The organism is Rhodobacter lacus (assembly GCF_042683065.1).
Taxonomy (GTDB): Bacteria; Pseudomonadota; Alphaproteobacteria; order Rhodobacterales; family Rhodobacteraceae; genus Rhodobacter; species Rhodobacter lacus.
In genome coordinates this window covers 104099-117862 of record NZ_JBHUIX010000002.1, presented here as the reverse complement: position 1 = coordinate 117862, position 13764 = coordinate 104099, and the positions used below count along the sequence as shown (strand labels likewise).

The 13764-nt window shown below is 66.7% G+C and carries 15 protein-coding genes; 5 read left to right on the top strand and 10 right to left on the bottom strand.

The annotated features are described in order from the left end of the window. Positions 1–40: 40 nt before the first annotated feature. From ACFSM0_RS01300 to ACFSM0_RS01260, 9 genes are all read right to left on the bottom strand, one after another. Positions 41–481, bottom strand: a complete 441-nt coding sequence (locus ACFSM0_RS01300) for a molybdenum cofactor biosynthesis protein MoaE (RefSeq protein ID WP_377385987.1) — start codon at positions 479–481, stop codon at positions 41–43. 2 nt (positions 482–483) lie between these two features. Continuing rightward, positions 484–732: a molybdopterin converting factor subunit 1 gene (gene moaD / locus ACFSM0_RS01295; protein ID WP_377386177.1), complete on the bottom strand. Its 249-nt coding sequence runs from the start codon at positions 730–732 to the stop codon at positions 484–486. Further along, positions 725–1354 (bottom strand): CDP-diacylglycerol--glycerol-3-phosphate 3-phosphatidyltransferase, encoded by a 630-nt coding sequence (pgsA, locus tag ACFSM0_RS01290; RefSeq protein WP_097068587.1) that lies wholly within the window; start codon positions 1352–1354, stop codon positions 725–727. Before pgsA ends, moaD begins: the two co-directional genes overlap by 8 nt. Positions 1355–1404: 50 nt before the next feature. Beyond that, positions 1405–2460 (bottom strand): lysine-2,3-aminomutase-like protein, encoded by a 1056-nt coding sequence (locus ACFSM0_RS01285; RefSeq protein ID WP_377385983.1) that lies wholly within the window; start codon positions 2458–2460, stop codon positions 1405–1407. 31 nt (positions 2461–2491) lie between these two features. Next, positions 2492–4267: an excinuclease ABC subunit UvrC gene (uvrC, locus tag ACFSM0_RS01280; RefSeq protein ID WP_377386174.1), complete on the bottom strand. Its 1776-nt coding sequence runs from the start codon at positions 4265–4267 to the stop codon at positions 2492–2494. Positions 4268–4705: 438 nt separating this feature from the next. Further along, complete coding sequence (locus ACFSM0_RS01275; RefSeq protein WP_377385980.1) at positions 4706–5185, bottom strand: Rossmann-fold NAD(P)-binding domain-containing protein; 480 nt, start codon at positions 5183–5185, stop codon at positions 4706–4708. Next, the gene (locus ACFSM0_RS01270) at positions 5182–6132 is read right to left on the bottom strand and encodes a calcium/sodium antiporter (RefSeq protein WP_377386172.1); all 951 of its coding nucleotides are present in this window, start codon (positions 6130–6132) and stop codon (positions 5182–5184) included. The genes ACFSM0_RS01275 and ACFSM0_RS01270 overlap by 4 nt, the downstream gene beginning before the upstream one ends. Before the next feature lie 6 nt (positions 6133–6138). Beyond that, positions 6139–6312, bottom strand: a complete 174-nt coding sequence (locus tag ACFSM0_RS01265) for a hypothetical protein (protein WP_377385978.1) — start codon at positions 6310–6312, stop codon at positions 6139–6141. Positions 6313–6316: 4 nt separating this feature from the next. After that, positions 6317–7135: a S49 family peptidase gene (locus ACFSM0_RS01260; RefSeq protein ID WP_377385976.1), complete on the bottom strand. Its 819-nt coding sequence runs from the start codon at positions 7133–7135 to the stop codon at positions 6317–6319. 149 nt (positions 7136–7284) lie between these two features. Here ACFSM0_RS01260 and ACFSM0_RS01255 point away from each other — a divergent pair, with 149 nt between their 5' ends. Genes ACFSM0_RS01255 through ACFSM0_RS01235 form a run of 5 tightly spaced genes read left to right on the top strand, consistent with a single transcriptional unit; the run spans position 7285 to position 13112 of the window. Beyond that, positions 7285–7737, top strand: coding sequence for a formate dehydrogenase subunit gamma (locus tag ACFSM0_RS01255; protein ID WP_377385973.1), 453 nt, complete (start codon positions 7285–7287; stop codon positions 7735–7737). After that, positions 7734–9242, top strand: coding sequence for a formate dehydrogenase beta subunit (locus tag ACFSM0_RS01250; protein ID WP_377385971.1), 1509 nt, complete (start codon positions 7734–7736; stop codon positions 9240–9242). The genes ACFSM0_RS01255 and ACFSM0_RS01250 overlap by 4 nt, the downstream gene beginning before the upstream one ends. Continuing rightward, positions 9239–12115 (top strand): formate dehydrogenase subunit alpha, encoded by a 2877-nt coding sequence (gene fdhF, locus ACFSM0_RS01245; protein ID WP_377385968.1) that lies wholly within the window; start codon positions 9239–9241, stop codon positions 12113–12115. The genes ACFSM0_RS01250 and fdhF overlap by 4 nt, the downstream gene beginning before the upstream one ends. Beyond that, entirely contained in the window at positions 12112–12903 is a 792-nt protein-coding gene (locus ACFSM0_RS01240) for a formate dehydrogenase accessory sulfurtransferase FdhD (protein ID WP_377385965.1), read from the top strand. Before fdhF ends, ACFSM0_RS01240 begins: the two co-directional genes overlap by 4 nt. Then, the gene (locus ACFSM0_RS01235; protein ID WP_377385962.1) at positions 12900–13112 is read left to right on the top strand and encodes a formate dehydrogenase subunit delta; all 213 of its coding nucleotides are present in this window, start codon (positions 12900–12902) and stop codon (positions 13110–13112) included. The genes ACFSM0_RS01240 and ACFSM0_RS01235 overlap by 4 nt, the downstream gene beginning before the upstream one ends. A gap of 6 nt (positions 13113–13118) precedes the next feature. Here the strand turns inward: ACFSM0_RS01235 and ACFSM0_RS01230 are convergent, their stop codons facing one another. Next, positions 13119–13670, bottom strand: a complete 552-nt coding sequence (locus ACFSM0_RS01230; protein WP_377385959.1) for a YqgE/AlgH family protein — start codon at positions 13668–13670, stop codon at positions 13119–13121. Positions 13671–13764: the final 94 nt, after the last annotated feature.

The window sequence follows — 13764 nt, the reverse complement described above, 5'->3', positions numbered from 1 at the left end:
GTCGAAGGGAAGATCGGGCCTCGGTTTGAGGTTCTCGCCGCTACCAGCGCTTGAGGGCCTCTTCGTCGGCATCCTTCGCTGCGACCCAGCTCTCCCCCGCGCGCGTTACTTCCTTCTTCCAGAAGGGCGCGCGGGATTTCAGGTAATCCATCAGGAATTCGGCGGCGTCGAAAGCGGCCACGCGGTGGCGCGCCGCGGTGGCGACCATCATGATCGGCGCGCCCACGGCAAGCCGCCCGTAGCGGTGGATCACCAGCGCATCGGCGAGTTCCCAGCGGCTGATCGCCTCTTCCACCATCGCGGTGATCGCGCGTTCCGTCATGCCCGGGTAATGCTCGATCTCGAGCGCTTCAAGCGTGCCGGTATCATCGCGCACGAGCCCGGTGAAGCTCACCAGCCCCCCCACATCGGAGCGCCCCGCGCCAAAGCCCGAAAGCTCTGCGCCGGGGTCGAAAACCGCTTCCTGCACCGAAATCCGCATCCTCAGCCCCCTGTCATCGGCGGGAAGAAGGCGATTTCTTTCACGCCCGCGAGCGGGGCGGAGATATCGGCCAGATCCTGATCGAGCGCGACGCGCACAACGGAGGTATCACCAAAGGCGGCAGCATAGCGCGGGTCGCGCGCCTTCAGCTCCTCCACCAGATCGGCGACCGAGACGGCGGAGGTCTCGACGCTTTCACGCGCCACCCCCACGCGTTCGCGCAGCCAGGCGAAATAGAGCACCTCAACCATCATGCGGCTCGCGCAGGAAAGGGAGCGCCTTGCGGAAATAATCCCAGCCGGTGATCGCGGTCAGGATCGCCGCGACCCAGATCAGCGCGAGCCCAAGATGGTTGGCCATATCGGCGAGGCTGAGGCCCTGCGGCAGGTCGCCCTCACCGGCGCGTGGCGCGCGGCCCTTGGCAAGGTAATCGAGCCCGGTGCCGAGAAAGAGCGTGGCAATCGCCACCATCTGCGCCGTGGTCTTCCATTTTGCAAGCTTCGTGACCTTGAGCTTGCCGGCATCGGCGCCAATGAACTCGCGCAGCCCCGAAACGAAGACCTCGCGGAACAGGATCACCGTGGCGGGCAGGATCAGCCAGGGGTTCATGCCGGAATAGCCGGTGATGACGACAAGCGCGATCACCACCATCGCCTTGTCGGCAATCGGGTCGAGCATCGCGCCGAACTTGCTTTCCTGGCTCCAGGCGCGGGCCAGATAGCCATCAAACCAGTCGGTGATTGCGGCGCCGATAAAGAGGGTGAGCGCGAACCAATCCGCCCAGGGACGGTGAAAATAGAGAAACATCACCGCCACGCCGGGGGCGGCGAGAAGCCTGAGCACAGTGAGGATATTGGGCAGGGTCCATCTCATGCGCGCACCCTATCCCCGCCCGGAGCGAAGGAAAAGGGGGGACAGTTGAGTCAGCTTTGCGGGTCTGCGTAATCGTGAACCCGGCCCTGCCAGTCGGTGACGCGCCACAGCCCCGGCCCCGCGCCCGGGGCGAAATGATCGGCCGTGACCGGCACTTTGCCGAAGCCGCCGGGGATGTCGAGCACATAGGTGGGCAGGGCCGCACCGCTCAAGGGGCCGCGCAGGCTTGCCATCAGGGCGCGGCCCTCGGCGATGGTGGTGCGGAAATGCGATGTGCCCGGCGCGAGGTCACAGTGATGCAGATAATAGGGTTTGACGCGGTTGTCCTGCAGCGCGCCAAAGAGCGCGCGCAGCGCCTCAGGGGTGTCGTTCACTCCCTTGAGGAGGACGGATTGGGACAGGAGCGGCACACCTGCATCGGCCAGCCGGGCAAGCGCTGCGCGGGCGGGGGCGGTGAGTTCTTGCGCGTGGTTGGTGTGCACCACGAGCCAGAGCGCGGGGCGCGGGGCGCGCAAAATCCCGGCGAGGCTCTCGGTGATGCGTTCGGGCGCCACCACCGGCACGCGGGAATGAATGCGCAGCGTGGTGAGATGGGGAATGGCCGAGAGGCGGGAAAGCACCTCCGCGATCCGCCGGGCCGAGAGGGTGAGCGGGTCGCCACCCGTCAGGATGATCTCACGCAAGGTGGGCGTGGCGGCGATATAGGCGAGGGCTTTATCCAGAGCGGCGGGGGCAAGCGGCCCCGTTTCGCCCACCGTCTCGCGCCGAAAGCAGAACCGGCAATAGACATCGCAGGTTTTGGTGATGTGCAGGATCGCGCGGTCCGGGTAGCGATGCGTGAGGCCCGGAACCGGCGCATGGGCGGCGTCACCGATCGGGTCGACAAGCTCTTCGGGGCGGGTGGTGAGTTCCGCCGCCGTGGGCACGAATTGTGCCGCGACCGCGTCTCCCGGGGCAGAGATGGCGGCGTGCATCGCGGGGGTGAGGCGCATGCGGAAGCTCTCGGCCACCTGCGCGAGCGCGGCGAGATCAGCTTCGGCAACGAGGCCCTCGTGCACAAGGTCCTCGGGGCGGGTCAGCGCGGGTTTGGGCGGCAGGGCGGTCATGGCGCGGCGCTACTTTGGGCTGCGGCTTGCGTCAACCCCGGTCATTGAAGAAGTTCCAGATCGTTTCGGCCATCGCGGCGGAAATGCCCGGCACTTCCATCAGATCATTCTGCCCGGCGCGGCTCACGGCCTTGGCCGAGCCGAAATGCGCAAGAAGCGCGCGCTTGCGGGTGGCGCCGATGCCGGGGATCTCGTCGAGCGGGTTGGCCATCGTCGCCTTGGCGCGCTTGGCGCGATGCGCGCCGATCGCCCAGCGGTGTGCCTCGTCGCGCAGCCGCTGGATGTAATACAGCACCGGGTCTTGCCGGGGCAGCGCGATCGGGCGCTTGCCGATGCGGTGGAATTCCTCCTTGCCGAGGTCGCGGTCGATGCCCTTGGCCACGCCCACCATCGGCACATCTTCCACCCCGAGCGCGACCATGATTTCATGCACCGCCGAAACCTGCCCGGCGCCGCCGTCAATCAGCAAAAGGTCCGGCCACGCATCGCTCTTGCGCTCCGGGTCTTCGCGCAACAGCCGCTCGAACCGGCGCGTGAGCACCTCTTTCATCATGCCGAAATCGTCGCCCGGAGTGAGTTCCGTGTTCTTGATGTTGAACTTGCGATAGGCCGATTTCATCAGCCCTTCGGGGCCCGCCACCACCATGCCGCCCACCGCATGGGCGCCCTGAATATGGGAGTTGTCATAGATCTCGATGCGCCGCGGCGGGGCGGGCAGATCAAAGGCCGCGGCCACGCCCGCGAGCAGTTTGGCCTGCGCGGCGGATTCCGACATTTTGCGCCCAAGGCTTTCGCGCGCATTTCTGAGCGCGTTCTCCACCAGTTCCGCCTTTTCACCGCGCTTGGGGACCAGAAGCTCGACCCGGTGCCCGGCGCGCGTGGCCAACAGATCCTCCATCAGATCGGCATCCTCGATCGCATGCGACAGCAGGATCGTTTTTGGCGGTTCCTTGGCATCGTAGAACTGGCCGAGAAAGGCCTCGAGCACCTCGGCCTCTTCTGCCCCCGCCCCGGTGCGGGGGTAAAAGTCGTGGTTGCCCCAGCTTTGATGCGCGCGGATGAAAAACACCTGCACGCAGGCCTGCCCGCCCTCCATATGCACCGCGATCACATCCGCCTCGGCCACGCCGCGCGGGTTGATGCCCTGGCTTTGCTGCACCGTGGTGAGCGCGCCGATCCGGTCGCGCAAGGCCGCCGCGCGCTCGAATTCGAGCGCCTCGGAGGCGGCCATCATTTCGGCGGCCAGATCCTGCTGGATGCTTGAGGATTTCCCCTCAAGGAAGCGCTGCGCATCGGCGACGGTGCGGGCGTAATCCGCCTCGGAAATCTTGCCGGTGCAGGGCGCCGAGCAGCGCTTGATCTGATATTGCAGGCAGGGGCGTGTGCGCGCGCCGAACATCGCATCCGAGCAGTTGCGAAGCTGGAAGGCGCGTTCCAGATGGTTGAGCGTGCGGTTTACCGCCGAGGCCGAGGCGAAGGGGCCGAAATAGGCGCCTTTCACGCTGCGCGCCCCGCGATGCTTGCGGATCATCGGGAACGGGTGATCCTGCGCGATCAGGATATAGGGAAAGCTCTTGTCGTCCCGTAACAGCACGTTGTAGCGCGGCTTGAGCTGCTTGATCAGGTTCTGTTCCAAAAGCAGCGCCTCGGTCTCGGTGCGCGTGGTCAGGAACATCATGTAGGCGGTTTCATGGATCATCCGCGCGATCCGCGCCGAATGCCCGGAGGGGCGAGCATAGTTCGACACGCGCGCCTTCAGGTTGCGCGCCTTGCCGACGTAAAGCACCTCCTGGCTTGCGTTCAGCATCCGGTACACGCCGGGCGAGCCATCCAGCCGGGTGACGTAATCGGCGATCAGGGCATGCCCCTTCAAGCGCGGTTCGTGCGTTGTGGCGGCAAGCTCCGGGGCGGGATCGAGGGCGGGGTCAGGATCAGTCATGGTCGCGTCATGATTCTCGTTCTGGCTGCAACCTTCCGGCGGCGAGTTCAAGGGGAAAGCTGTCCACTGAATCTGTGGATAAACTTGTTGGGAAAGTTTTGCGAGTCGCGAAATTCCCTTGATTCACGACAAATTCATCGAGTTGCACAAGTTTTAAGCGGTGCGGCAAGTATAAGAAAATAAACGAAAAAATAATTAGTTTAAGGCAAGTCCCTGAAAGGATTAAGAGATTTGTAACCCTTTCCTTACAGTTTTGCGCAGCGTGGACAACTTGGCATGGTTCAACATTTTTCCCGCTTTGCGGATTCACCTTAAAGGCGAGTGCGTGTGCAGAATTTGCCCCGTCACGGAAGGCAGGCCAAGCAGGTAAGTCAGGGCCTGTGCAAGCGCTTCCGGTGCGGGCCGGGCGGGGCAGGGCGCCTGCGCCGGCGCCCATGCCGCCTGCCAGGGTTCGGGCTGCGGATGCACGGGGCCGAGGACGATGCCATTTATGCGCAGGTCTGGCGCATGGTCTCTTGCCGCCTGACGCAGTGCTCCGGCCAAGGTGCTTTCTGCATCCTCCGGTAGAATCCAGATCACTTGCGCCCGGGCGAGCCGGTCCTGCCCCTCGGTTGCGGCGGCCGGAGCTTTCGCCGCAAAGGCCGCGATATGCGCGCGCGCCGCGCCCGCATCCGCGCCGCCCAAAAGCAGCACGTCTGTTGCCGTGATCGCGGGGCTTGCCGCCGCCAGCGCGGCCTCGATCCCGGCGCGCCAGCGTTCGGGCAGGTCTGTGCAGATCACGCTCATGCGCCAATGCCCCCCCACAGCAACACCCCCATATAAAGGAGGTAGAGCACCAGCAAAACAAGGCCCGAAAGCCGCCCGATGTCCTTGCGCAAAACCACGAAAGGCGCGAGCGTCAGGGCCGCCGCCAGCATCACCCAAAGGTCGAATTGCAGCATTTCCGCGGGCACGGGCAGCGGCGCGATCACCGCCGTGGTGCCGAGGATCGCGGCGATGTTGAAGATGTTCGAGCCAATCACATTGCCCAGAGCCACATCGGCCTGTTTGCGCAGCGCCGCCATGACCGAGGTGACAAGCTCGGGCAGCGACGTGCCAATGGCCACGAGCGTGAGCCCGATCACGGTTTCACTGAGCCCCGCGATGCGGGCCACCGCCACCGCGCCATCAACCAGCAGATCCGCACCAAAGGCGAGGCCCAGAAGCCCGAGGCCGATGAAGCCGGAAATCTTCACCCAGGGCATATGCGGGTCGCCGAGATCTTCCTCTTCGGCCGCGCGGGCATTGCGGTGCGCCCGTGCCGAGCGCAGATTGTCGGCCAAAATCAGCACCAGCGCGCCCAGAAGCACCAGCCCTTGCCAGCGCCCGATCGTGCCCATGAAGGCCAGCCCGATCAGCAGCGCGGAGGCGGCGAGCATCATCGCATAGCTGCGCCGCGTGTCGATCTGGCTGGCGTGGATCACCGAGATCAAGGCGGGAAGGCCAAGGATCACCAGCATGTTGACGATGTTGGAGCCGACCACATTGCCAAGCGCGATGCCGGGTTGACCGGCCAGCGCGGCATTGACCGAGACCAGCAGTTCGGGCGCGGAAGTGCCGAAGGCCACCACCGTGAGCCCGACAATCAGCGAGGGGATGCCAAGGCGCAGGGCGAGCGCCACCGCGCCCTTGACCAGAACATCGCCCGCGAGCAGCAACAAAACGAGGCCAAGTGCAATCTTGACAAGATCAATCAGCACTCAGGCCTCTCCGTTGTTCGTGCAGGGGCAGGGGCCGGGGCCGATCTGCGGGCGGCCGCAGCGCGGGCAGGTGCGATGGCGCGCCGGGCGCTTCGGGCCGGGCAACCTCAGCCGCCCGAACAGCGCCAGCCCGACCATCACGATCAGGAACAGCGACATGATCTTGATCATCATCGGCTCACAATCCAAACCGCGCCCAGAGCGCGCGTTCCTCTGCGGCGCTTACGAGCGCCTCGGCGGAAAGGCTCACCCCGAAGCGGCGCAACAGTGAGCGGCGCTGGCCATAGGCCACCAGTTTCACCTTTTCGCCGTAGAGCGCGCGCAGTTTCTCCAGCGGATGGGCAAGCCCGTCGACAAGCCCGTGCTCCAGCGCGCGGGTGCCGGTCCAGAACTCCCCGGTGAACAGATCCTTGTCCTTCGTCAGCCTGTCGCCGCGGCGGGTGCGGACCCAATCCTTGAACCCCTGATGGATGTCGTCGAGCAGCGCCTCAAGCCGGGCGACATCTTCGGCCTTTTCGGGGCGGAACGGGTCGAGCGTGCTTTTTGACGTGCCCGCGGTATGAACGCGCCGTTCAATGCCATGGCGCGCGATCAGATCGGCAAAGCCGAATCCTGCCGAGATCACCCCGATCGAGCCGACGATCGAGGCCGGATCGGCCCAGATGTCATCGGCGGCACAGGCAAGCCAATAGCCGCCCGAGGCCGCCACATCCTCGACAAAGGCATGGACGGGCAGGCCGGTCTTCTTGGCGAAATGGCGGATTCGCGCGGCGATCAGCGAGGATTGCACCGGCGAGCCGCCGGGCGAATTGACGATCAGCGCCACGGCGACCGGCTTGCCCTTGGTGAAGGCGCGCTCGATCAGCGGCGCGAGCGTGGCATCCGAGAGCCCGGACGCGCCCGGACGCACGGCGCCAATCGCCCCGTTGAGGCGGATCACCGCCACTTTCGGCGGGCGTTTCAAGCGGGCGGGCAAGGCGAGGCGCGGCAGGGTCATGGGCTCGATGTAGGCGCTGCGCGCCAAAGCGACAAGCGCCCCTGCACGGGAAATTCGGCATGCCCTGTTTCGCTTCCGACCGCTCTTGTGTCGGAAATCGCATTGCCATGCGCGGCGCTTCGCCGCACCATCCTGTCAGGGAGGACATGATGACCGATCTTGCGCGTCTTGGCGCCATCCTCGCGGCCCATGCTGGCCGGGAGGGGGCGCTTCTGCCGATCCTGCACGATGTGCAGGCCGAATTCGGGCATATCCCGGAAGCTTCGCTGGCGCCGATTGCCTCGGCGCTGCGGCTCAGCCGCGCCGAGGTGGCTGGGGTCCTGGGCTTTTACCACGACTTTCGCCGCGCGCCCGCGGGGCGGCATGTGATCAAGCTGTGCCGCGCCGAGGCCTGTCAGGCGATGGGCGGAGAATCGGTTCAGGCCCGGCTGGAGGCCGCATTGGGTCTCAAGCTCGGCGAAACGAAAAACGATGTCACGCTGGAGGCGGTCTATTGCCTTGGGCTGTGCGCCTGTGCCCCCGCCGCAATGGTGGATGACCGGCTGGTGGGGCGGCTCGACGTGGGCGCGGTTGAGACGATTGCGCGCGAGGTGCGAGGATGAAGGTCTGGCTTCCGCTGGATGCAAGCGCGAAGGCTTGCGGCGCAGAAGAGGTTGCGGTGGCGCTCATGATGGAGGCCGCCCGGAGGGGCGTGGAGATCACGCTGTGCCGCAACGGCACCCGCGGCATGAGCTGGCTTGAGCCGCTTCTGGAGATCGAGACCCCCGCGGGCCGGATCGGTTTTGGCCCGATGACGCCCGCCGATGTGCCCGCGCTCTTCGACACCCCCGAAAGCCACCCCAAAGCGCTGGGCCTGGTGGAAGAAATCCCGTTCTTCAAAAGCCAGACCCGGCTCACCTTTGCCCGCTGCGGCCGGATCGAACCTCTGAGCCTGGAGCACTACGCAGCCGAGGGCGGCTGGGTCGGGCTGCGCAAGGCGCTTGCGATGCGCCCGGCGGAGGTGGTGGAAGAGATCCTCGCCTCCGGCCTGCGCGGTCGCGGCGGTGCGGGCTTTCCGACCGGGATCAAATGGCGCACCGTTCTGGGGGCGGAAGCAGCGCAGAAATACATTGTCTGCAACGTCGACGAGGGCGACAGCGGGTCTTTTGCCGACCGGATGCTGATCGAGGGCGACCCTTACTGCCTGATCGAGGGCATGGCGATTGCGGGCCATGCCGTGGGCGCCACGCAGGGCTATGTCTATATCCGCTCCGAATACCCGGATGCGATCACCATGATGCGCGCCGCGATCGCGCGGGCGGAGGCTGCGGGCGTGCTGGCAGAGGCCGGCTTCGCGCTTGAGGTGCGGGTGGGCGCGGGCGCCTATGTCTGCGGCGAAGAAACCGCGATGCTGAACTCGATCGAGGGCAAGCGCGGCACGGTGCGCGCCAAGCCCCCGCTTCCGGCGCTCAAGGGGCTTTTCGGCCAGCCCACGGTGGTGAACAACCTCCTCTCCCTCGCCGCGGTGCCGTGGATTTTGGCGCATGGTGGCGCCGCCTATCAAAGCTTTGGCATGGACCGCTCGCGCGGCACGATCCCGCTGCAGATCGGTGGCAACGTCAAATACGGCGGGCTTTATGAAACCGGCTTCGGCATCACGCTGGGCCAACTCGTGATGGACATCTGCGGCGGCACAGCCTCGGGGCGAGCAGTAAAAGCGGTGCAGGTGGGCGGCCCATTGGGCGCCTATCACCCGATTTCGGATTTTGACCTGCCGTTCTGCTATGAGTGCTTCTCGGGGCAGGGCGGGCTTGTGGGCCACGCCGGGCTTGTGGTGCATGACGAAAGCGCCGACATGCTCAAACTCGCGCGTTTCGCGATGGAATTTTGCGCCATCGAAAGCTGCGGCACCTGCACGCCCTGCCGCATCGGCGCGGTGCGCGGCGTGGAAACGCTGGACCGGATCGGCGCGGGCGACGCGGCGGCCCTGCCGCTTCTCGAAGACCTCTGCGAGACGATGAAGCTCGGCTCGCTCTGCGCGCTGGGCGGCTTCACCCCCTATCCGGTGCTCTCTGCGCTGCGCCATTTTCCTGACGATTTCCCTGTGTTCCGGGAGGCTGCCGAATGAAAGACCTGATCATCCCGCCGCTGGAGTGGACGAAGGACATGGGCACCCCCGCGCGGCAAGGTGCGCCCGTCACCCTGACGGTGGACGGAATTGCCATCACCGTGCCCGCGGGCACCTCGGTGATGCGCGCCGCCGCCGAGGCGGGCGTGACGATCCCGAAGCTTTGCGCGACCGACAGCGTGGAGCCCGTGGGCTCGTGCCGTCTGTGCATGGTGGAGATCGAGGGGATGCGCGGCACCCCCTCCTCCTGCACCACCCCGGTGGCCGAGGGCATGCAGGTGCAGACCCAGACGTCCAAGCTGCAAAAACTCCGCCGCGGCGTGATGGAGCTTTATATCTCCGACCACCCGCTCGACTGCCTCACCTGCGCCGCCAATGGCGATTGCGAATTGCAGGACATGGCGGGGGCCGTGGGCCTGCGCGAGGTGCGGTATCAGCCCGTCGAGACCCATTTTCGCCCGCGCGAGGGCATGGGGCCCAACCCGCGCTACATCCCGAAAGATACCTCGAACCCCTATTTCAGCTACGACCCGGCCAAATGCATTGTCTGCATGCGCTGCGTGCGGGCCTGCGAGGAGGTGCAGGGAACGTTTGCCCTGACAATCGAGGGGCGGGGGTTTGAGGCCCGGATCTCACCCGCCGCCGAGAGCTTCATGCAATCGGATTGCGTCAGCTGTGGCGCCTGCGTGCAGGCCTGCCCCACCGCAACGCTGATCGAAAAATCGGTCGAGGCGATCGGCACGCCCGAGCGCAGCGTGGTCACCACCTGCGCGTATTGCGGGGTCGGCTGCAGCTTCGAGGCGCAGATGCGCGGCGAGGAACTGGTGCGGATGGTGCCCTTCAAGGGCGGCGGCGCCAACCGCGGCCACAGCTGCGTGAAGGGGCGCTTTGCCTATGGCTACGCCACCCACCGCGACCGGATTGTGCATCCGATGATCCGCGAGCGCGTCTCTGAGCCCTGGCGCGAGGTGAGCTGGGAAGAGGCGCTGGCGTTCACCGCCGCGCGTCTTACCGCAGCGCGCGACACCCACGGGCCGGATGCTCTGGGCGTGATCACCTCCTCGCGCTGCACCAATGAGGAAACCTATCTGGTGCAAAAGCTTGCCCGCGCGGTCTTTGGCACCAACAACACCGATACCTGCGCGCGGGTCTGCCATTCGCCCACCGGCTACGGGCTCAAGCAGACCTTTGGCACCTCTGCGGGCACGCAGGATTTTGATTCGGTCGAGGCGACGGATCTGGCGCTGGTGATCGGCGCCAACCCGACCGATGGCCACCCGGTCTTTGCCTCGCGGCTGCGCAAGCGGTTGCGCGCGGGCGCCAAGCTGATCGTGCTCGACCCGCGCCGCATCGACCTGCTGGAGACCCCGCATCTGGGGGAGAGCTGGCATCTGCCGCTGCGGCCCGGCACGAACGTGGCGGTGCTGGTGGCGATGGCGCATGTGATCGTGACCGAGGGGCTTTATGACGCCGCCTTTATCGCGGCGCGCTGCGACGCGGAGGAATGGGCGGATTATGCCGAGTTTGTGGCGAGCCCCGATTACGCGCCGGAAGCCGTTGAGCCGTTGACCGGGGTGAGGGCCGAAACGATCCGCGCGGCCGCGCGCGCCTATGCCGCCGCGCCCAATGCCGCGATCTATTACGGGCTCGGGGTGACTGAACATTCCCAAGGCTCGACCACGGTTATCGCCATTGCCAACCTTGCGATGATGACGGGCAACATTGGCCGCCCGGGCGTGGGGGTAAACCCGCTCCGGGGGCAAAACAACGTGCAGGGCTCGTGCGACATGGGCTCTTTCCCGCATGAGCTTCCGGGCTATCGCCACGTGGCCGATGACCTCGCGCGGGCGGTGTTCGAAAAGGCCTGGGGGGTGGAGCTTTCCTCCGAGCCGGGGCTGCGCATCCCCAATATGCTCGATGCCGCGGTCGCGGGGCGCTTCAAGGCGCTTTACATTCAGGGCGAGGACATCCTGCAATCCGACCCCGACACCCGCCATGTGGCCGCCGGGCTTGCGGCGATGGAGTGCGTGATCGTGCAGGATCTGTTCCTCAACGAGACCGCGAATTACGCCCATGTGTTCCTGCCGGGCTCCACCTTCCTTGAGAAGGACGGCACCTTCACCAATGCCGAGCGGCGCATCAACCGGGTGCGGCGCGTGATGCGCCCGAAGGCCGGCTATGCCGATTGGGAGGTGACGCAGCTTTTGGCCAATGCGATGGGGGCGGATTGGGGCTACACCCACCCCTCCGAAATCATGGACGAGATCGCGGCGACGACACCGGGCTTTGCCTCGGTGAGCTATGATCTTCTCGATGCGCGGGGCTCGGTACAATGGCCCTGCAACGAAACCGCCCCCGAGGGCTCGCCGATCATGCATGTCGATGGCTTTGTCCGCGGCAAGGGCCGGTTCATCCGCACCGCTTATCTGCCGACCGAAGAGCGCACCGGCGCGCGCTTCCCGCTTTTGCTCACCACCGGGCGGATTTTGAGCCAGTATAACGTCGGCGCCCAGACCCGGCGCACCGACAACCAGCTCTGGCACGACGAAGACCGGCTGGAGATCCACCCCGCCGATGCCGAGGTGCGGGGCCTGCGCGAGGGGGACTGGGTGCGGCTCAGCTCGCGCGCGGGTGAAACGAGCCTGCGCGCCACCATCACCGACCGGGTCTCTCCCGGTGTGGTCTACACCACCTTCCACCACCCCGACACGCAGGCGAATGTCGTCACCACCGACAATTCCGACTGGGCCACGAACTGCCCGGAATACAAGGTGACGGCGGTGCAGGTCGCGGCATCGAACGGCCCTTCGAGCTGGCAAGAGGATTACGCGGCGCAAACGGCGGCGGCGCGGCGGATCGAGGCGGCGGAATGAGCCTGCCGACCGGTGCCGTGTTGGTCGAGCTGCCCGCAGGGGCGGCGGTGCTCGCGCAAGAGGTGCCGGTCGCGCTTGTCTTTGAAGGCGTGACGCAGGCGGTCATGATGGCGACGCCCGCGGATCTTGACGATTTTCAGCTCGGCTTCGCGCTGACCGAGGGGCTGATTGCCGCGCCGGGGGAGATTGTGCGCAGCGAACGGGTGATGCAGCCCCGCGGCATCGAGCTGCGCGGCTGGCTTGCCGCTCCGGCGGCGGCGCAATTCACCGCCCGGCGCCGGGCGATGGCGGGGCCGGTAGGCTGCGGGCTTTGCGGCATCGAGAGCCTCTCCGAGGCGCTCCGCCCGCTGCCGCGCGCGCCCCGCGGCGGGGGCGCCACACTGGCGCTCGGCGCCCCCGCCGCCCTTGCCAAGGCGGCCCTTGCGGGCTTGCGGGCGGCGCAGCCCTTGCACGATCGGGTGCGCGCGAGCCATGCGGCCGGGTTTTGGTGCGCGGGGCGGCTGGTGCTCTGCCGCGAGGATGTGGGGCGGCACAATGCGCTCGACAAGCTGGCGGGCGCGCTGGCACGGGCAGATCTCGATGCGGGAACCGGTGCGGTGGTGATGACCTCGCGGATCTCGGTCGATCTGGTGCAGAAGGCGGCGATGATCGGGGCAGGCGCGCTGATTGGCGCCTCAAGCCCGACGGCGCTTGCGGTGGAAGAGGCGCGGGCCGCGGGGCTTGCGCTGATCGCGCGGGGGCCGGAGGGCCCGGTCCTTTTTTGCGCAGCCGGGGAGGGCGCGGCATGAGCGAAGAAAAACTGATCCGAATGGCAAACCAGATTGCCGCGTTCTTTGCGGTGCAACGCGGCGATCAGGCCGAGGCGGTCGCGGCGCATATATCGGAAAGCTGGGCCGCGCCGATGCGCGCCGCGCTGCTCACCCATATTGCCGCAGGGGGCACGGGGCTTGATGCGCTGGTGATCGCTGCGGCGCCGCAGATCCGCCCGCCGGGCTGAGCCGCCTCAGGCGTGCCCCGCGGCAGCCGAGAGCGAGCGCGGGTCCACCCCCATCGCGCCAAGCGCGCGCGCCCATTTGGTGGCATGCGCGCCATCAAGCGCAAGTGCCGGGTCGCCCTCGCCGATCAGCCAGCCATTGGCGAGGATTTCCCGCTCCAGCTGGCCCGGCCCCCACCCTGCATACCCGAGCATCAGCATCGCCTGCGCCGGGCCGCGCCCGGCCCCCCATTCCTCGAGAATGTCGCGTGTCGCGGTCATCGCCAGCCCCTCCCCCACGGGCATGGTGGCGGCGAACCAATCGGCTGAATGCAGCACGAAGCCCCGCCCCGTTTCCACCGGCCCGCCAAACAGGATCGGCGCCGCCGCCCGCCCGCCCGCGGTGAGCGGAATGCCGATCTGCGCAAAAAGCCCGCCAAGGTCCGGCTCCGGCACCGGCTTGTTGACGATGAGCCCCATCGCGCCCTCGGGCGAATGGGCGCAGATCACCACCACCGAATGCTCGAACCGCGGGTCTTCCATGCCGGGCATGGCGATCAGAAGTTTTCCGGTCAGATCCATCTTCGTCTCCCTGCCGCGGTTCTCCCCTCAAAGGTGGCGCGCGGGGGGGCTGCAATCAAGCCCCGGTTGCGGCAAAGCCGCCACGCAAGGCGCA

What these genes read in the sequence shown, in the direction of transcription:
- ACFSM0_RS01285 (WP_377385983.1), bottom strand. Translation starts at nt 2,460, where the DNA reads ATGACCGCCCTGCCGCCCAAACCCGCGCTGACCCGCCCCGAGGACCTT.
- ACFSM0_RS01250 (WP_377385971.1), top strand. Translation starts at nt 7,734, where the DNA reads ATGAAGGTCTGGCTTCCGCTGGATGCAAGCGCGAAGGCTTGCGGCGCA.
- ACFSM0_RS01265 (WP_377385978.1), bottom strand. Translation starts at nt 6,312, where the DNA reads ATGATGATCAAGATCATGTCGCTGTTCCTGATCGTGATGGTCGGGCTG.
- fdhF (WP_377385968.1), top strand. Translation starts at nt 9,239, where the DNA reads ATGAAAGACCTGATCATCCCGCCGCTGGAGTGGACGAAGGACATGGGC.
- ACFSM0_RS01275 (WP_377385980.1), bottom strand. Translation starts at nt 5,185, where the DNA reads ATGAGCGTGATCTGCACAGACCTGCCCGAACGCTGGCGCGCCGGGATC.
- ACFSM0_RS01240 (WP_377385965.1), top strand. Translation starts at nt 12,112, where the DNA reads ATGAGCCTGCCGACCGGTGCCGTGTTGGTCGAGCTGCCCGCAGGGGCG.
- ACFSM0_RS01260 (WP_377385976.1), bottom strand. Translation starts at nt 7,135, where the DNA reads ATGACCCTGCCGCGCCTCGCCTTGCCCGCCCGCTTGAAACGCCCGCCG.
- ACFSM0_RS01255 (WP_377385973.1), top strand. Translation starts at nt 7,285, where the DNA reads ATGACCGATCTTGCGCGTCTTGGCGCCATCCTCGCGGCCCATGCTGGC.
- ACFSM0_RS01230 (WP_377385959.1), bottom strand. Translation starts at nt 13,670, where the DNA reads ATGGATCTGACCGGAAAACTTCTGATCGCCATGCCCGGCATGGAAGAC.
- ACFSM0_RS01235 (WP_377385962.1), top strand. Translation starts at nt 12,900, where the DNA reads ATGAGCGAAGAAAAACTGATCCGAATGGCAAACCAGATTGCCGCGTTC.
- ACFSM0_RS01300 (WP_377385987.1), bottom strand. Translation starts at nt 481, where the DNA reads ATGCGGATTTCGGTGCAGGAAGCGGTTTTCGACCCCGGCGCAGAGCTT.
- moaD (WP_377386177.1), bottom strand. Translation starts at nt 732, where the DNA reads ATGGTTGAGGTGCTCTATTTCGCCTGGCTGCGCGAACGCGTGGGGGTG.
- uvrC (WP_377386174.1), bottom strand. Translation starts at nt 4,267, where the DNA reads ATGCTGAACGCAAGCCAGGAGGTGCTTTACGTCGGCAAGGCGCGCAAC.
- pgsA (WP_097068587.1), bottom strand. Translation starts at nt 1,354, where the DNA reads ATGAGATGGACCCTGCCCAATATCCTCACTGTGCTCAGGCTTCTCGCC.